Consider the following 15,979-nt stretch of genomic DNA (forward strand, 5'->3'; position numbering starts at 1 on the left):
GTGGACATCGTGCCGGCGATCCTCTCCCCCGGTGAGGCGATCCTGCGCCCGGAGGTCGCTCGCACACTCGGCCATGAACGAATCAATGCGTGGAACACGCTCGCCGTGCGGGGCCAGCTCCGCCGGTTCGCCGGCGGCGGCATCGTCGAGCGCCTGGGCCTGGGCAAGCTCATCGACCTGTCGAAGAGCTTCGCCGTCGGCGGGGATGCGCTGGCGGCCCTGGCCACCATGAGCATGGACAGCTCCTCCCGGGCACTGGGCGGCACCACGCAGGACGGTGTTCTGGCGACCGGTACGGGCGCTGCGCGCACGGTCGGCGCCAACGTCGCCGAGCAGTTCAGCGGCATCTGGCACTTCCTGTCCCGGGACTCGTGGACGTTCCTGCGCCGGATACCCACTGCGGTGGGTCAGGCGGTCGGCATCGTCGGCGGCGCCCTGGGCCCGCAGGCAGGCCACTACCTGTGGGACGACGTGTGGAAGGGGCAGGGGAACATCTTCCAGCGCGGCGGGAAGTTCCTCGGGGACCTGTTCTCCCCGTCGAACCTGCTCCACATGGTGGAGGAGGTGTTCAAGGGGCTGTGGGACTCCGCCAAGGGCATCTGGGCTGTCGGCAGGGGCTTGGTCACTGACCCGCTGGGGACCATCCGGGATGCCGCCAATGGTGTCTGGGACCTGGCCAAGTCGCAGTACACCGGCCTGGTGGACATGGTGAAGGCAACCAAGCAGATCTTCACCAGCCCGATGGACTACGCGAGCCGTGTGGTCCACGAGGTGACCTCCACGGCAAAGGACGCGCTGCCCAACACCAAGGGACTGTGGGACTTCGGCAGCGGGGACCAGCTCGACGCCACGCAGCCGGACATGTCCAACGCGCTGGGGAGCATGTTCAGCCTGCCGGGGGTCGGCGACGCCGTGACCCGATGGGCGCCACTGGCCCGTGCTGCTCTGATGCAGCTCGGTCTGTCCGAGACGTAGGTACCGCTCGTCCTGCACCGCATCCAGGTCGAGTCCGGCGGCAACCCGAACGCCATCAATTTGTGGGACAGCAACGCCCTGGCCGGCATGCCGAGTCAGGGGCTCATGCAGACGATCCCGCCCACGTTCGACGCCTACGCCGGTCCGTACCGCAGTCTCGGGATCACCAACCCTCTGGCCAGCATCTATGCCGGTCTCAACTACGCGATCCACCGCTAGGGCGCCGGCTGGGTGCAGGCCCTCGCCGGCACCGCCGGGTACGCCTCAGGCACCTCGGGGGCACGGCCCGGCTGGGCCTGGGTCGGCGAGGAAGGCCCCGAACTCGTCCGGTTCGGCGGCGGGGAGACGGTGCTGAACCACCGGGACTCGATGCGGGCCGCAACCCGTGGCCTGCCCGGGTACGCCTCGGGCACGAAGTCGGGCGTGGCCGTCGACGCGGAGAAGGGCGCGTCCTCGCTGAGTGCTGCGGTGAAGCGGCTCTACGAGATCATCACCAAGGCGTTCACGTCCGGGCGGATCGGCCAGGGCACGGAGAATTCGCTGAACCGCTGGCTCGACGGTGAGAACAAGGCACTGTCGAACCTGGTGAAGCAGCGGACCGACCTGGCGGGGAAGCTGAAAGCGGCTCAGGCCGCGTTGAAGAAGGTCAAGGACGACGAGGCGAAAATGGCCTCGGGGATCTCCGACAAGGCATCGTCCCTGCGCGACCTGTCATCGGTTTTCAATTCCGATGGCGTGTCGGTGACTGCTGGTCTGTCCGGGCTCCACGAGCGCCTGGCCGCCATCAAGAAGTTCCAGGCCAACCTGAACACCTTGGTGAAGCGGGGTTTCTCGTCGGCAATCATCGAGAACATCGCGGAGGCCGGTCCGGAACAGGGCGGGGCCATGGCTCAGGAACTCCTGAACGCCACCGGCGCCCAGATCAAGGACTACAACAAGACGTACGCAGCCATCGGCACGGCGTCCGATTCCCTCGGGAACTCGGTAGCCAAGTCCTACTACGCCACTGGCGAGAAGGCTGCTCAGCGTCTTGTCGATGGTCTGATGTCCAAGGACAAGGTATTGGTCAAGAAGATCGAGTCCCTTGCGGATTCGATCGTCCGGACGCTGAAGAGGACGCTGAATTTCGGCTCCACCACACCGGTGACCTCCGGTCTGGGTGCTCTGCTCACCTGGCTCACCGGCGAGTCGCAGAGCGTCGGGCGCAAGCCCAAGCCGAAGCCCAAGCCCAAGCCCAAGCCGACGCCGCAGGTCAAGCGCACGGTCACGACCACGACGGGATACGACTCCAAGGGGCGGTCCGTCACCACGGTGACGACGACCATCACGGATCCGTGGGCCGGTACGACCACCACCATCACGGAGCGGACCGTCGACGGGCGGACGACCACCACCCGATCCGTCCGCAGGACGACCAAGGGCTACGCCACCGGCACTCTTTCCGCCTCGCCGGGTATGGCGCTGGTCGGTGAACGCGGCCCGGAACTCGTGGACTTCCGCGGAGGCGAGCGCGTCTACACCGCACGGCAGACGGCCGACCTGATGGGGCCTCGCTACGAGATCCACATTCATGAAGCGAAGGCGGAGAACACCACGCAGGCCGTTCTCCGCGCGCTGAAGTACGCGGAGGTGATGTCAGGAATGTAAAAGCGAAAGGAGTGCTCCATGCCGATTCCCGCAGCGGTCACGTCCCCCAACGATGCCTGGTCGGGGGATTTAACCGTCCCCGTTCCGGTGGAGTGGCAGAGCACCTACGTATCGATCCGAGGGAACAACGGTCAGGGGGAGGAAATCCCCCTGACCGGTTTCCTGTCCGCGGCATGGCCGGCCATCATGCTCCAGCCCGGGGCAACCGGGCTGGACATGCCCCCGTTCGAAATCCACGCCGACGACTCCCCGAACCTGGACGGCTCGATGTACCGGGGAGCACGGGCAGCGGCGCGGGACATCCTGCTACCGCTCTACGTCTACGGCATCGACCGCCTGACGCTGCGCCAGTTCAAGAGGGATCTCGCCAACGCGCTCAACCCCAAGTCGGGTTACTGCGTGCTGACGTTCATCGAATCGGACGGCATTCCGCGAAGGCTGCGCTGCTACTACAAGGGCGGCATGGAGGGGAGCGAGGCCGCCGACTCGGCCGGGTTCCGCTGGGTGTCCTACGGAATTCAGCTCACCGCCATGGACCCCTGGTTCTACGGAGACACACAGGTCGTGGCGAGCTGGTCATTCGGCAAGCCCCAACCCTTCCTCGGCAAGTTCCTTCCGTTGCGGCTGGGCAAGGGCACGCTGGCTACCAACACCCTCCAGGTCAGCAACCCTGGGGACATCGAGGCGTGGCCGGTGTGGCGGATCTCCGGGCCGGTCAAGTCCCTGATCCTCACGGGCCCCGACGGCTCTTCCTGGGGAATTCCGGCGCAGGCCAGCGGAGCGGACGTGATCCCTATCGGGCGCACGCTCACGGTGGACTGCCGTCCCGGCTACAAGACCGTGACCGATGACCAGGGGAAGAATTATTTCCCGCTGCTTGCAGCGAATCCGTCGCTGTGGCCGGTGCCTCCGGGAACGTCAACGGTCGCTACGAATCTGGTGGCCGGCAGCGGCACCGCGGCCGTGACGATGACGCTGGATCCCCGCTACGCGAGTTACTGACGAGGTGCACTGATGGGTTACCGGGTGGAGGTGCGCGACGCCGCTCTCAACCGCATTGGAGTGATCGACACATGGATTAAATTGGATCTGGTGGTGCGTTACTGCCAGACCGGTTCCTGGCAGGTTCTCGTGGAGGCGGGAACACCGCAGGCGGACCTTCTCCAGAAGGGCGGCGGAGTCGCCATCTACCAGGACGGGGTGAAAGACCCGGTTCTCACTGGGCAGATCGAGGCGTTCCAGCATTACTGGACCAATGATCAGCACACCTCGCTCGGCTCCCTGTATTTCGGGGGGAAGTGCGACAACAAGCTTGCCTACAACCGGCTTGCGTTCCCGGACCCGGCCAAGGACGCCACGCAGCAGTGGCAGGCCGACGACACCCGCAAGGTCAAGGGCCCGGCCGGCCAGCTCATCTGGTCGGAGCTGAACCAGGCCCTCGGGCCCGGGGCGCTGCCCAGCCGGCAGATTCCCGGGGTCGTGATCGGCAGCAACGTCCCCAGTGGCCCCACGCTTTCGGACAACCTCCGATGGGATGTGATCGGGACCAAACTCGAATCGTGGATCGACACGAAGACGACCGGTTACCGGTTCCTGTACGACCCCAACGCCAAAGCGATCAACTTCCACCCCTTCACGCCCCGTGACCTCTCGCAGGACATCCGGTTCAGCACCGAGCTGGGCAACCTGCGGGAATTCACGTGGGCGCTCACCGCGCCGACGGTGACACGGGTGATCGTGGCGTGCCAGGGCGCAGGGAAGTCACGCTACCTCTATCAGCAGACCGACACCGCCAGCGAAGCCGAATGGGGGCTCCAGATTGAACAGTTCCTCGACCGCCGCGACCTACCCATCAAGGCGGACCCGACGACAGGACAGCCGATCAAAGCCGATCTTTCCGTTTCCGACACCGACTTCCAGACCGCACTCCAAGCCGTCAAGGACGCGGCCAATGAGGCGCTGACCAACGGCGCCAAGAACGGCAACTTCCAGATTTACCCCATCGACACCGATCACGTGAAGTTCGGCCGTGATTACTTCGTCGGGGACATCGTGACAGTTGCCGTGGACGGCACCGAATACGTGGACATCGTCCGTGAGGTCTCCATCACAGTGGAGCAGGGCGGCCAGACGGAAACCGTCGCCCCCTCGATCGGGGAGCAGGGATCCGGCAACCCGCTGAATCTCTACAAGACGGTATTCGAGATGCGCGAGAAACTGCGCAGGCTAGAGGCAAGGATGTAAATGGGAAACGAGATCAGCTACCCGTTCAGCTCGGACTCCGCCGGTGGCGGACAGCAGATGGTGTCCCAGGCGCAGTGGCAGATGATGAGCCGCATGTTCGGGCCGGACCGCATCGACACCCAGCTCGTCAGCAGCAGCTACGACGGTTCAGCCCTCCCGTTCGCGGCCTCCGTCGTCAACGGCACGTCAGTCTCCGTCTCCCCCGGCCGCGCGCTGGTCGGGGGCTTCTACTACCAGCTCACCGCAGCCCAGAGTGTGGCCATCGCCGCCAACACCGGGACGAACCCCCGCGTCGACCTCATCGTGCTCCGGGCCGACCTGGCGGCCGGCTCGGTGAACCTCGCCGTCGTCCAGGGCCAGGCCGCGGCCTCCCCGGTCGTGCCGCAGCCCACACGCACACTCGGCGGCCGGTGGGAGCTGCCCCTGCACCAGGTCACCGTACCCGGCAACAACGGCACTCTCAGCGTCCTGTCAGTGGGCCCGTTCGACATGCCGTCACCCGTCGCCGTGCCGTGGAACGCGTCGCAGCTCGCCCAGGTGACACCGGTCGGCACGTACATCTACGACCTGGACAGCAACACCAACGACACCCAAAGCGAGTATTTCGTTGGCCGGGACGGTGTTGCTGTGACCCGGCACCTGGGCAAGGCACGCCCGTACACCCCGAGCCTGGTCAACGCTACGGATCCGCTGCCGACTTCCTACCGCACGGGCCGGTGGCGCATCATCGCGCCGGGCATGGTCTGGTTCGCCGTGACCATCAACAACCAGAACGACGGCGGCGCAATGCTCAGCGGGAAGAACTGGATCATGGGAATCACCCTGCCTCCGGTCCCGGCGGCAACAGCGACCCGCCAGGTACTCCACGGGCACATCACCAACGCACGCGGCGGCGGCAACCTGCCCAACTACATGTCTGTTACCGCACTGATCGAACAGGGCGGCACCGGGCAGACCACCGCCTACCTGTACTACCCCAGTCCGACCACCCCCGCCCAGGGCCTCGACGCACTGCCCGGGATCCCCGCCGGAGCCATCCTCACCCTGTCCGGGGTGTACCAGACCAACGTCTACGGAGACTGAATCATGCGACAACTCTTCGGCGGGACAGCGTCCGACTTCGCCGAGGACGCCGCCGGCACCCGCGTACCCGGCGCCATCGGAACCGTCTGGGACGGGCCGAGCACGGGCGCACAGCAGTACACCGACCTCACCACCGCTGATGGCGCCCCGATGTACCAGCTCACTGCCGACTCACGGGGGTTCGTCCCGGCCTTCTTCGGCCCGGATGGCGTCGAGAGGCTGTGGGTCGATTTCGGGGCCGGCCGCGTCGCGCTGACCTCCGTGACCGTCGGCGAACGCCTCGACGCCCACACCAGCGCCCTCGACCCGCACGGCGACCGCGCCTACGCGGATGGCGCCTTCCTCAAGAACAGCGGCAACGGCCTCGAAGTCACACCGGACGGAAAGGCCATCGTCAGCCACGTTCCCCACCAGTTCACCGGACCTCTGCGGCTCTGCTCGGCGAGCGGGGATCTCCTCGGGGAGCTGTACGCCGAGGGCGGCGCGCTGAAGTGGCGCAGCTCCGCAGGCACCGTGACCACGATCGCCCCGGCGTAAGGAGACTGCTCGTTGACCCCTCAGACCATCACCAACTAGGCCAGCATCGCAGCAACAACCATCGCTGCCCTCATTTCCCTCGCCGCGGCCGTGAAGTACCACACCGGCCGCGTCTGGCAGGCCGAGGCGGAAGCTCAGAAGGCACGAGCCGACCGGCTCCAGGACGACCTGGCGGAGATCAAGGAACGCCTCGCTCGGATTGAGGCCGAGAACTCTCGGCTTCTGGAGATCCTGTCCGTCATCGACCCTGAACGCATCGCCGCCCTGCGGCATCCCTGACCCCAGCAACTTCCCTGCGGGCCGCCCACACCGGGCGGCCCTTCCTCATACCTAGGAGAACACCTTGATCAAGGGCATCGACGTTTCCTCGTACCAGTCCACCGACTTCGACACTGACGGCCTCGACTTCGTCTTCATCAAGGCCACCGAGGGCACCTCGTACGTCAACCCGCGCATGGCCGGCCAGGCGGCCACCGCCCGCGCCGCCGGCCTGGTGGTCGGCTTCTACCACTACATCTCACCGGGCGACATGTCCGCGCAGGCCGCCTTCTTCGTGGACCGGTGCGACTCCGTACCGGGCGACGTCCTGTTCGCCGACTGGGAAGAGCCGGGCGTGTCCTGCGCTCAGAAGGACCAGTTCATCCGCGAGGTGAAGCGCCTGCGCGGCTCGAACCACAAGGTCGGCCTGTACTGCAACCAGGACTACTGGCTCAACCGCGACTCCAGCTCGTACGCCGGTGACGCCCTCTGGATCGCCGACTACGTAACCCCGGGGCGCCCGCGCATCCAGGCGAACTGGCTCTTCCACCAGTACACCGACCGCCCGTTGGACACCAACGTGGCCAGCTTCGCCAACCGCGCGGCGCTGCGCTCATGGGCGGGCGGCAGCTCGGCGCCGGCCCCGAAGCCGACCCCGGGACCGGTCACGTACACGGTCCGCTCCGGCGACACCCTCTCCGGCATCGCGCAGAAGTACGGCACCACCGTGGCGAAGTTGTCGGCGGCCAACGGCATCAAGGACCCGGACATGATCTTCGCCGGTCAGGTTCTCAAAATCGTGAAGTGAGCGACGAGGGTGGAGGAATCTCCCGGATGCCGATGACGTGCGCCAGCCGGATCGAGAGAGCCTGATCGCCGTAGCGGTCCACGAAGCCGCGGCACACGGCGGCTGGTACCCCCCGCACGGCAGTTTCATGGCAGACCACGTGCCCGTCCGCCTCCAACGCGCTGCGGATGACGCGCCGTACTGCTTGAGGTGGCACAGGCGTGCCAGCCCGCAGAATGCAGGTGCCGCACTGCTCACTGAGGATGCGTGTTCCTTCTTGATCCGCCACGTCACAGGCGCCGGAGTCCTCTTCTTCCACCTCTACGTCCCCATCGGGCCCTTGCATCTGCATGGAGTCCATTCTGCCTGCCCGCCTCCGTGGCGGGCTTCCTCTTCTCAAGGTGATCGAATGAATGAATTCATCAAGAAGCACGCGGTGCGGGCATTCGCCGTCCTCGCCGCCCTGGTCCCCGTCCTGGTCGACCAGTGGCCGGGTATCCCGTGGGAGGCGCTGGCCGCCGTCGTGGCCGCGATCCTCGGTGTGGGCGAGGTGACCCAGCGGCACTGGGACGCACGGCTGAACGCACCCGTCGAGCCGGCGGCGGAGGTTCCCGCCGAGCCGGCGGGACCGGCCGTCTGATCCCGGACGCACGAAAGCCCCTGCCATCCGGCAGGGGCTTTCAACTCCGCGAAGGCGGAGCTTACCCCCCGCTAGCGCGGGGACAACGCGGATCTCTCCGCAAGCCCAACAGACTGCTTGCGCGCCTGTCACGGGCCACCCCCGCGCAGCGGGGACAACGAAAAGCGTGCAGCGGGACCACCCCCGCTAACGCGGGGACAACATCCCTGTCACTTGAACATCAGGGATGCATGTTCACTTGTGAAGGAACATCCCCGCCGAAGCGGGGCCAAACTTGCGCCCGACAACCCCTGCAAGGCGACTCTCGGGCCATCCCCGCCGAAGCGGGTCCAACGTTGTGCCCTGTTGAGCCATGCAAAGCGACTCTAGGGCGACCCCCGCAGAGGCGGGGTCAACGACTCGTACGTTAGCGCAGACGCACCCTGTATGTCAGCCAGTTCACTCGTTCTGGCCTCCGGGCCCTGCCTCCCGGTGCTTCCGTAGTGCTTCGCGCCCGACTTCGGTGATGACCCTGGTGGACTCGTAGATGGATCCGAAGACCTCTACGTACCCTGCATCGATGAGTTCTCCCAGCACTGGGTAAGAACGCTTGTGCGTCGCTGTGGGTCTGGCCGGTCCGGTGACCTCCAAGAGAGCCAAGGTCATGTACTCGCCCTCGCTGAGGATCACGCCACCGTCTCCCGTGTCACCGTTCGGGTCCACCCCGCGCATCCCGCACCCTTTCTCCTGCTCGGCCTCATACTGGCACTACCCTGTGACAACGGCCCCTGGACGCGTGCTTCGTCCAGGGGCCGCTTTCTGCGTTTCTGCTGTTCAGTGCCTCACACCTCGCCACGGGCGTACTGCTCGCAGCGTCGCCGCCACCAGGCCCTCGCAGCCTCCGTGTCCGCCTCCTCAGCTATGTAGAGGAAGTTCTCCGGCACCTGGCGGAGCGGCCGGCTCGACTTCCCGGCCTTCGTCGGCAACTCGGGCTCGTCGTCCTGGTCCTCGTCGGCAACCAGCTCGGCCTCCACCTCCTGTGCCACCTCCCAGTTGCCCGGCAAGGCAGCCCAGTGGATCCGGGTGGACAGCTTGGCGTTCAGCAGCACCTCACCGGTCTCCAGGTCGGCCAGCTCGTACACGCTGTCCCCGGTGTAGGTGACCTCGACCCGACGCCAAGGCCCCGGTGCCTTGCCCTTCCTCCCCGCCTTGCCGCCGAACCACATCCGGTGAAGGCGCGGCTGGTACCGGGTCGGCAGTCCGCCGACTTCGCGTAGCGGTCCGGTGTACCACTTCATCGGGGCCGCCGTCGGCATGGTCTCCGGTGTCTCGTCCAGTGGTTCGGGGTCGCCTCCGTAGATGCTGGCGAGCTGCTGGAGCTGATCCCCGATGCCCCCGTTCAACGGTGCCTCCGCCTGGGGCCAGACCGACCGGGCCAGCTCAACGTACGCGCTCCCGCCCAGCACCGTGACACGTGCGTCGGTGAGTCCCATGCTCGCGGCCTGGTCCCGCAGGGCGTCCGGCTGCATCGCGCCTGGTTCTCCGGCCCTCACGTCGTACGTCTCGATCTCCTGATCAAGAGGCAGCAACCCGTACCGGGCACTGAGTATCAGGACGGTCCCTCCGTCCTTCGTCAGGGCCTCGGCTGCGCGTCGGCACGCCCGGTGGTAACTCCCGACGTACATGTCACCGGCTGCTGCCCGGTCCAGCGCCGCCTTGGCCCCTCCGCAGGCCACGAGTACAACCCGCTCCGGCTCCGTGGGTGACTGCTGCTCTTGGTCCTGGTGCTCGTCGCCAGCCGCAAGGTAGGCGTCGACCAGCTTCGAAGTGCGCTCGTGGTCGGGGGTGTACCGCTGGACGAACGTGGTTGCCGCACGCTTCACCGCAGGGTGATCGTGGCCCTCGAAGTGCCGGGCGCGATCCAGCAGCCAGCGCAGCCCATCGACGGTCACACGCCCCTTCGCTCCGGCCTCCGTCCAGCTCATCGCGGTCAACTCTGCAAGCAGGTCGTCGCGTCCGCGAAGCTGCCCATGGCTGAAGGACCGACGCATCAACTCTGACAGAGACTTGGGCAACTTGACCTCGTGCCGGATCTCCCTCGGGTCGTCCGGTACGTAGTCCATCTCGTGCCGAGACAGCAGCGACTTCGCGGCCCGCATCTCGTTGCCGTTCTTGCTGTTCAGCCATCCACGAGCAACCGTGAGCGCCGCCCCGAGAGCAGCGTTCGTCAGCTGTACGGTTCCGCCCTCGTTGGGGCTGCGCCCGGCCTCGCGCATCGCCTCGACAGCTCGGGAGCACGCTTCCGTCAACTCCCGCTCGCCCTTCGTGGCCCCGTTCAGCCGCGCCGCGTGCTTGCGAAGCTGCGCGGGCATGTCCACACTGATCATTTCCTTCTTCTCCCTCTTCTCCAGGTCAGCGGCGGGGCTCCACCCGGTCCACATCCGGTAGTGCGTGAGCGCCACGGCATAGTCCGCACCTTCGATCACCCGCGTGGACAGTTCGCTGTGTTGCTTGAGCCACCTCATCGCCTGGTCGCGGTAGGTGGGCAGGTCGCTCATGTCGAACGATTCGCCTGCCGATGACCACATGCCGACTTCTCGCGCCAGCTCTGCCATAACGGCTCGTGTGGCGGCGGACTCGCGGACTTCGGTCATGATTGATCCCTCTGGTAGTTCGTCGTGGCTGTCCACCAGCACCCGAAGGCCGGGCGCGTCGACCAGCTCCCGGCACGCGGCACAGTCGCAGTCGTGCTGGCACAGGCGACAGGTCAGCTCGTCACACAGCCGCTCCGGCCCGTGCCCGTCGCCACGGTGGTAATAGAGGGGGTGCACCACGTGCTCCCGCATGTACGGGTGTCCGTGCGCAACCGGCTCTTCCGGGCATGGCCACTGGGCTTGAGCTGCGTTCTCCTTGCTGAGGAAGGCGGCCCGACAGCGGACGCACTGAAACCGTCCCTCGGGCCGCCACCTCACCTCGTGCCTTGTCACAGCAGAGCGGCAATCGGGTTCACATCAGCCGGTGCGGGCGCCGGAGCAGGCTTCGGCTTGGCCACTGCCTTCTTCGTGACTGCCTTCTTGGGCCCCGTCGGCTTTGCCTTCTTCTTGGTCTTCTTCGGAAGGGGCTTCACCGGCTTCGCCTTCACCGGCTGCTGCGGCTCGTCCTGGTGGACGGGATCCAGCGTCCTGGCCGGGCGGACAACGCGCAGGGTCGGCCGCGTCGCCTTCCGCTCAGGCTTCTCGGCAGCCGACGGCACCACGGTCTCCGGCTCCGTGGGCGACTCCTCGGTCTGATCCCCCGCGGCCGGCTCGACGAGCCGGTACATGATCGGCTTGGCACCCCGCCCGACCGTCTGCGCCTTGTAGACCTCCACGTCCTCCATGCCCTCGACGGCTTCCTTGACCGCTGCCGCGTTAGCGCGCGTTCCGAGGGCCCGCAGCAGAAGCGTGCTGGTCGCCTCCCCGCCGTAGCGGGCGAGTGCATCCCTGATCAGATCCTCGATCGTCTTCAGGGGCCGGGAACCCGACTCCGCGGCTTCCTTCACCAGCTTCTCGACGGACGCCATGCTGTACTGCACGAATGCCCAGGCCGCATCGACGGCCTTTCTCGGGATCTTCGTCCGCTTCTCCGTCGCGGCCAGCACAGCAGCGATGCGGTGGACCTGCTCGGCAGCGCGCTCCATGTAGCTCGCCAGCAGCTCCGGCAGCTCGACCATGCGATCCTCGATCTCCGCCCGGATCACGTCGTATCGTTTCCCGGCTGGCGTGTCGAAGACCATCACCCGCTCGGTAGCCGTGGCCCACTGGAAGGCGTTCGCCAGCGGCTTGGCGTCGCCGAACTTCCACCGGTTGTTGTGCGGCAGCATCTTGGACCGCTCCACCAGCACCGGGAGCAGCCGGTTGTAACTCCCGCCGAGCGCATCGGACTTGGACACGTACGCGGCCCACTCGCCGGGCGTGATGTGCGCGTGGAATCCCAACAGCGGACGGGGAACGATCTGCAATTCCTTCTTCGTCCTGTTGGAGATCGTCTTGCCGTCCCACGCCGACCGGAAAAGGGTGGAGAACTTGGTATCGCGCTTCTGCATCCGCAGAACGCTCGCCCACTCCTCCTCGACAATGCAGGCCCGCCCGTCCGGGCCGCCACGGCTGCCGGAGGTCTCCAGCTCCAGGCGGTAGAGCATCTGCACCAGGGACGCCCCCGAGGCGATCCCGTCCTCAAGCCGCACATCGAGGTAGCCACCGATGACCGGTCTCAGCATGCTCTTGGCCGTTCCAAGGGCATAGCCCTTGCGCCCGATGGCACTCCGGCCAGCAAGCACGGTCCACACCACCACGGGGCGCCCGTTCTCCAGCCTCACCGTTCGGGATATCGCGGACGAGTAGAGAGACAAGGCAGCCGCCCACACTCCGATGGGGTCGGCCTCACTCGTCGGCATCGCCCTTTCCACAGCTTCGCCCATCGGCCCGTACTTCATCGCCGCGAACGGGCTCGTAGCATCGGTGCTCATGAATTAATTCCTTTCTGTCAGGCAGCGGCCTGAGCGGGCTTCAGTGCATCGGCGAACCAGGCACGGAACCGCTCTCCGTGTTCGCCGCACAGGTCATATTCGTCGTCCCCGATGGTGAGCTTCACAGAGCCTTCGCGCTCGATTTGCTTGGTCGCGCAGGCGTCACACACCACGCTGCTGATAACCCGGCTTGCCATGTCGTCTCCTCTCGTCACCATCACGATGTCGCGCGGTGCGATCTCTTCATGCATTTCAAGCAGATGCTCGGGGATAACCGGGTAGGTGAACGTCACCTTCGGGAAGGGGCGCCGGGCATCCCTGAAGTCACACGTCGGTTTACTGAACTTCCGCTTCTCCACCATCAAGGCTTCTGCCTCGTAGACCTTCGACGCCTCTTCGAGATTTCCCGTTCTCGGGTGAGACCGAAGTCCGCGTGCCTTGGTCCCCAGCAACCGAAGTTGCGCTGCCTTCTTGCGCTTCCCGACAGCGTGCAGTTCTTCAAGCTTGGCCTTCACCCGGTTGAAGTGAGCGGCCTCAAGCTGCTTGTCCGTCCGGATCGTGCCGTCCTTCTCGGTCCGCACAATCACTGCGCGGCCGTACACCGAAACTTGCGTCTCTCGGTAATCTGCTGGCACTCCGCCCTCCTCTGAAGTCGCCCATGGCAAAGGCCGGGCCCCGACAGGGACCCGGCCTTCACCAAAGGTGCTCAGACGGTTAGGCGGCCGTCACCGCCGGCTCGTCCGGCGCGCTCTCCTGCCACGCTGCTGCCGCGACCGACACCAGCTCCGCAGCCGCCCTGCACGGGCAGGGGTAGACGCGCGCCAGGTACCCGCACTCCTCGAACAGTTCTCGCAGGGCGACCAGCCGCTCCCGCGCCGTTGGCAATTCCCGGCCCCGCACGGCCTGTTCCTGCACGTCCTTCACGTCGTCCGCCCACCGCTTCGTGTAACTCATGAGCTGTCCCCCTCCTCGATGCCGTGCGCCTGGTTGTATGCCTCGACCACGCGCCGCGGAATGCAGCCCCGTGTGCCGACGAAGTAACCGTTCTCCGGCCCCCACCGCCGCATGTCCCGCATACGGCGTGCCTGCTCCGCAGCCCGTTCACGGGCCGCTGCTGCTTCCGCCCACATCTGAGCTAGCCGGGTCCGCTCAGCAGCGCCACGCTTCTCCCGCTCCAGTTCCCTGGCGCGGTCCTTCCGGTACAGCGCAAGCACCTTCGGATGAATCTCCCGCTTCTGGAATTCCGTGTCCCACGGCCCGGTTGTGAACCAGCGCTGCCGGAGGCACCAGGCAGCCACGTCTTCCGGGTCGTAGTCCTCGGGAACCTCTCCGGGCGTCCGCGCCGGCTCGTCGACGCCGCTCACTGGACCACTCGCAAGCGGTAGGTGTGGTCCGAGCCCATCACCGGCCGCCCATCGTGAGCCGGACGGCGACCTCGCACTGCTGAGCTGTACTCATGGCAAGCCAGCGCGCCCGGTTCCTCTCGCTCAGGGCGTCGTGCAGGGTGACACACGCCGCTGCTGTCCAGGCGTCAACGAGCAGCCCGTCAACGGTGTCGGCGGCGTGCAGCTCGGCTATCCGGCGGTACTCGCCGATCCGGCCTTCGGCCTTCCACCGTTCCTCGACGTACCTCTTCATGCCGCTCATCGGTCCTCCACGCTGATCCGGACCGGCCAAGCGTCGGCCACCATGACGCTGGACTCGCCCAAACGCTCCCACTGCGGGGCGGTGCGCCATCCGTTGGTGGGGTGTTCCCAGCTCCACAGGATGAGCGTCTGGATTGCGTGGGTCAGGTCATGGCGTCGGCGCCATGTGTACATCGGACCGGGGCCGTTGGAGCTGTAGATGTCGAGCTGCCCCGCCTCCTCGTCAAAGGTGGCGATCCATCGGGTTGAGGTGGTCACTTGTTGTTGCCTTCCTTGATCTGTCGCACGCGGTAGGTGTGGTGCGAATCCTTGAACTCGTCGTTGCCGTGGCCGTCGCAGTACGCCTTACTCAGCCAGCGCCGAATGCCGTACCGCTCCATATCGATCCACCGCGTAGCCGCTTTCCCGCAGTTCCATGTCCAGCACCCAGTGCGCCCGTCATCGAGCCTCTGGAAGTGCTGCACTTCGCTCTTGGTTGAGCCCTTGCCCATGCCACCCCTCCTGGTCTAGTGGCCAAAGCAAAGGGCCGCCCGAAGGCGGCCCCTCACTCAAGCGACTAGATCAGTGCTTCGCGTCTTCCTGCGCTACGTCAAGGACGGGCCTGTAAAGGCGTGAATCAGGGTCTCGGCCGGTGACGTATGCGTTTCGCTCGTGATCCCGCCGGAACGCCGAGCGGCAGTCCTCACACATGAACTTTTTGCCGAACGGCGTTGTGGTGAGTGGGCCGCGCCGCTTCCGACACTCCTTGCACAGACCGCCGCCGCGGATGTGCTCGAACGTGATGTGTGCCTTCCAGCCCCGTTCGAGGGTGGCTCCCACGGGCACCGCCATCACGTACGCATGGCCGTGCTGAGCGGCTTCCTCGAAGGCACCGAACCATCTGTCATTCCAGTGGATCGCCGTGCGCTTCCAGATACCGCACGAGCCGTCGTGCTCCGCCGGTTTGGTGTAACCGCAGTCACATACCCATACTTCATATCCCCAGGACACTTACCTACCTCCACGTCAGTTCACGCCGAACTCGGCATTCTCTTCACAATCAGTGCAGCCGCATTCGTCGCGGCTCATGTCGCCGATCGAATGGACGTGGCACTCCGTGCAGATTGCGTCTTCTTGCACGCTGTCCACGTACTCGTAGCAGTGCCCGCACTGCTCTTGACCGGGGTAGATGATGGCCATCACTTCCCCTTTCGCATCGGACAGGACCGCTCATCGTGCCAGCCGAATAGCGCGGTTTCCGAGGGAATACCCTTGTCAACGCCAACCCGGCGGATACTCGCAACGCGGGCTTCAGAGTCGGCGGGGTAGTAGTCCGCGACCATTTCCTCAATGAGGTACCTCGCTGGCGCCTCGGCATCGCCTTGGCTCATCCCGTCCGTGACAATGGTCCAGCCGGGATCGTCACCGAATCCCTCCAGTTCGAAACTGAAGGTGTACGGCTCACATCCCTTGTGGTGCTTCTCGCCGCACTCGTCGCCCTCTGCGTGCTCCGCCAGAATGCCCGCAGCGGAGTCTGCATAGCCGAATGCTTGCAACAGGCCGACCAGCGAATCGGCTTCGTCACAGTGCAGCGAAAACCCGGCAAGCTCCGTGTGCTTCCACACCTCCACGAATTCCACAGCCGCTCTCAGCTTGCGCAGGTCTTCCGTGTAAACCTTCTTAGCCTTGCGGGACAT

The 15,979-nt window shown here is 65.9% G+C and carries 23 protein-coding genes; 10 read left to right on the plus strand and 13 right to left on the minus strand.

What is annotated here, in order from left to right:
- The 9 genes from SCATT_RS07805 to SCATT_RS07840 all read left to right on the plus strand — a co-directional run bounded on the left by SCATT_RS07805 (nt 1) and on the right by SCATT_RS07840 (nt 7,552).
- A complete protein-coding gene (locus SCATT_RS07805; RefSeq protein ID WP_014142440.1) occupies nt 1-975 on the plus strand; it encodes a hypothetical protein in 975 nt (324 codons plus the stop codon).
- Nucleotides 976-996: 21 nt separating this feature from the next.
- Nucleotides 997-1,194: a transglycosylase SLT domain-containing protein gene (locus SCATT_RS40720; protein ID WP_078590659.1), complete on the plus strand. Its 198-nt coding sequence runs from the start codon at nt 997-999 to the stop codon at nt 1,192-1,194.
- Between the two features lie 12 nt (nt 1,195-1,206).
- Nucleotides 1,207-2,622, plus strand: coding sequence for a hypothetical protein (locus tag SCATT_RS07810; RefSeq protein ID WP_014142442.1), 1,416 nt, complete (start codon nt 1,207-1,209; stop codon nt 2,620-2,622).
- 18 nt (nt 2,623-2,640) lie between these two features.
- Nucleotides 2,641-3,624 (plus strand): phage tail domain-containing protein, encoded by a 984-nt coding sequence (locus tag SCATT_RS07815; RefSeq protein WP_014142443.1) that lies wholly within the window; start codon nt 2,641-2,643, stop codon nt 3,622-3,624.
- Between the two features lie 12 nt (nt 3,625-3,636).
- Nucleotides 3,637-4,866 carry a siphovirus ReqiPepy6 Gp37-like family protein gene (locus SCATT_RS07820; RefSeq protein ID WP_014142444.1) on the plus strand — a complete coding sequence of 410 codons (1,230 nt, stop codon included), beginning with the start codon at nt 3,637-3,639 and terminating at the stop codon, nt 4,864-4,866.
- Complete coding sequence (locus tag SCATT_RS07825) at nt 4,867-5,949, plus strand: hypothetical protein (protein WP_014142445.1); 1,083 nt, start codon at nt 4,867-4,869, stop codon at nt 5,947-5,949. It abuts the gene before it with no gap.
- 3 nt (nt 5,950-5,952) lie between these two features.
- On the plus strand, nt 5,953-6,486 hold the full coding sequence (locus SCATT_RS07830) for a hypothetical protein (protein ID WP_014142446.1): 534 nt from the start codon (nt 5,953-5,955) through the stop codon (nt 6,484-6,486).
- A gap of 90 nt (nt 6,487-6,576) precedes the next feature.
- Nucleotides 6,577-6,765 (plus strand): hypothetical protein, encoded by a 189-nt coding sequence (locus SCATT_RS07835; protein WP_014142447.1) that lies wholly within the window; start codon nt 6,577-6,579, stop codon nt 6,763-6,765.
- Between the two features lie 64 nt (nt 6,766-6,829).
- On the plus strand, nt 6,830-7,552 hold the full coding sequence (locus tag SCATT_RS07840; RefSeq protein WP_014142448.1) for a GH25 family lysozyme: 723 nt from the start codon (nt 6,830-6,832) through the stop codon (nt 7,550-7,552).
- Here the strand turns inward: SCATT_RS07840 and SCATT_RS38500 are convergent.
- Nucleotides 7,536-7,892, minus strand: coding sequence for a hypothetical protein (locus SCATT_RS38500; protein ID WP_157894817.1), 357 nt, complete (start codon nt 7,890-7,892; stop codon nt 7,536-7,538). The two genes, SCATT_RS07840 and SCATT_RS38500, sit on opposite strands and share 17 nt — an antisense overlap.
- A gap of 48 nt (nt 7,893-7,940) precedes the next feature.
- Here SCATT_RS38500 and SCATT_RS07845 point away from each other — a divergent pair, with 48 nt between their 5' ends.
- Entirely contained in the window at nt 7,941-8,171 is a 231-nt protein-coding gene (locus SCATT_RS07845; protein WP_014142449.1) for a hypothetical protein, read from the plus strand.
- Between the two features lie 438 nt (nt 8,172-8,609).
- Here SCATT_RS07845 and SCATT_RS07850 read toward each other — a convergent pair whose 3' ends face one another.
- From SCATT_RS07850 to SCATT_RS07890, 12 genes are all read right to left on the minus strand, one after another.
- On the minus strand, nt 8,610-8,840 hold the full coding sequence (locus SCATT_RS07850) for a hypothetical protein (protein WP_231905051.1): 231 nt from the start codon (nt 8,838-8,840) through the stop codon (nt 8,610-8,612).
- Between the two features lie 152 nt (nt 8,841-8,992).
- Nucleotides 8,993-10,804 carry a DUF6884 domain-containing protein gene (locus tag SCATT_RS07855; protein WP_231905052.1) on the minus strand — a complete coding sequence of 604 codons (1,812 nt, stop codon included), beginning with the start codon at nt 10,802-10,804 and terminating at the stop codon, nt 8,993-8,995.
- Nucleotides 10,805-11,133: 329 nt separating this feature from the next.
- Nucleotides 11,134-12,657 (minus strand): DUF3987 domain-containing protein, encoded by a 1,524-nt coding sequence (locus SCATT_RS07860; protein WP_014142452.1) that lies wholly within the window; start codon nt 12,655-12,657, stop codon nt 11,134-11,136.
- 17 nt (nt 12,658-12,674) lie between these two features.
- Nucleotides 12,675-13,292, minus strand: a complete 618-nt coding sequence (locus SCATT_RS07865; RefSeq protein ID WP_157894818.1) for a hypothetical protein — start codon at nt 13,290-13,292, stop codon at nt 12,675-12,677.
- 79 nt (nt 13,293-13,371) lie between these two features.
- The gene (locus SCATT_RS07870; RefSeq protein WP_014142454.1) at nt 13,372-13,611 is read right to left on the minus strand and encodes a hypothetical protein; all 240 of its coding nucleotides are present in this window, start codon (nt 13,609-13,611) and stop codon (nt 13,372-13,374) included.
- The gene (locus SCATT_RS07875) at nt 13,608-14,021 is read right to left on the minus strand and encodes an Lsr2 family DNA-binding protein (RefSeq protein WP_014142455.1); all 414 of its coding nucleotides are present in this window, start codon (nt 14,019-14,021) and stop codon (nt 13,608-13,610) included. The genes SCATT_RS07870 and SCATT_RS07875 overlap by 4 nt, the downstream gene beginning before the upstream one ends.
- Nucleotides 14,022-14,058: 37 nt before the next feature.
- On the minus strand, nt 14,059-14,304 hold the full coding sequence (locus SCATT_RS07880; protein WP_014142456.1) for a hypothetical protein: 246 nt from the start codon (nt 14,302-14,304) through the stop codon (nt 14,059-14,061).
- The gene (locus tag SCATT_RS07885) at nt 14,301-14,561 is read right to left on the minus strand and encodes a hypothetical protein (protein ID WP_014142457.1); all 261 of its coding nucleotides are present in this window, start codon (nt 14,559-14,561) and stop codon (nt 14,301-14,303) included. The genes SCATT_RS07880 and SCATT_RS07885 overlap by 4 nt, the downstream gene beginning before the upstream one ends.
- Nucleotides 14,558-14,794, minus strand: coding sequence for a hypothetical protein (locus SCATT_RS38505; protein WP_157894819.1), 237 nt, complete (start codon nt 14,792-14,794; stop codon nt 14,558-14,560). Before SCATT_RS38505 ends, SCATT_RS07885 begins: the two co-directional genes overlap by 4 nt.
- Before the next feature lie 70 nt (nt 14,795-14,864).
- The gene (locus tag SCATT_RS36155; RefSeq protein ID WP_014142459.1) at nt 14,865-15,293 is read right to left on the minus strand and encodes a hypothetical protein; all 429 of its coding nucleotides are present in this window, start codon (nt 15,291-15,293) and stop codon (nt 14,865-14,867) included.
- Between the two features lie 15 nt (nt 15,294-15,308).
- A complete protein-coding gene (locus SCATT_RS38925) occupies nt 15,309-15,482 on the minus strand; it encodes a hypothetical protein (protein WP_014142460.1) in 174 nt (57 codons plus the stop codon).
- The gene (locus SCATT_RS07890; RefSeq protein ID WP_106433108.1) at nt 15,482-15,979 is read right to left on the minus strand and encodes a hypothetical protein; all 498 of its coding nucleotides are present in this window, start codon (nt 15,977-15,979) and stop codon (nt 15,482-15,484) included. The genes SCATT_RS38925 and SCATT_RS07890 overlap by 1 nt, the downstream gene beginning before the upstream one ends.

Source organism: Streptantibioticus cattleyicolor NRRL 8057 = DSM 46488 (assembly GCF_000240165.1).
In the GTDB taxonomy this organism is placed as follows: Bacteria; Actinomycetota; Actinomycetes; order Streptomycetales; family Streptomycetaceae; genus Streptantibioticus; species Streptantibioticus cattleyicolor.

Coding starts and splice junctions, on each gene's coding strand:
- SCATT_RS07870 (WP_014142454.1), bottom strand. CDS start 13,611: ATGAGTTACACGAAGCGGTGGGCGGACGACGTGAAGGACGTGCAGGAA.
- SCATT_RS07845 (WP_014142449.1), top strand. CDS start 7,941: ATGAATGAATTCATCAAGAAGCACGCGGTGCGGGCATTCGCCGTCCTC.
- SCATT_RS07820 (WP_014142444.1), top strand. CDS start 3,637: ATGGGTTACCGGGTGGAGGTGCGCGACGCCGCTCTCAACCGCATTGGA.
- SCATT_RS07830 (WP_014142446.1), top strand. CDS start 5,953: ATGCGACAACTCTTCGGCGGGACAGCGTCCGACTTCGCCGAGGACGCC.
- SCATT_RS38500 (WP_157894817.1), bottom strand. CDS start 7,892: ATGGACTCCATGCAGATGCAAGGGCCCGATGGGGACGTAGAGGTGGAA.
- SCATT_RS38925 (WP_014142460.1), bottom strand. CDS start 15,482: ATGGCCATCATCTACCCCGGTCAAGAGCAGTGCGGGCACTGCTACGAG.
- SCATT_RS07855 (WP_231905052.1), bottom strand. CDS start 10,804: ATGACCGAAGTCCGCGAGTCCGCCGCCACACGAGCCGTTATGGCAGAG.
- SCATT_RS07825 (WP_014142445.1), top strand. CDS start 4,867: ATGGGAAACGAGATCAGCTACCCGTTCAGCTCGGACTCCGCCGGTGGC.
- SCATT_RS07815 (WP_014142443.1), top strand. CDS start 2,641: ATGCCGATTCCCGCAGCGGTCACGTCCCCCAACGATGCCTGGTCGGGG.
- SCATT_RS07880 (WP_014142456.1), bottom strand. CDS start 14,304: ATGAGCGGCATGAAGAGGTACGTCGAGGAACGGTGGAAGGCCGAAGGC.
- SCATT_RS38505 (WP_157894819.1), bottom strand. CDS start 14,794: ATGGGCAAGGGCTCAACCAAGAGCGAAGTGCAGCACTTCCAGAGGCTC.
- SCATT_RS07860 (WP_014142452.1), bottom strand. CDS start 12,657: ATGAGCACCGATGCTACGAGCCCGTTCGCGGCGATGAAGTACGGGCCG.
- SCATT_RS07890 (WP_106433108.1), bottom strand. CDS start 15,979: ATGTCCCGCAAGGCTAAGAAGGTTTACACGGAAGACCTGCGCAAGCTG.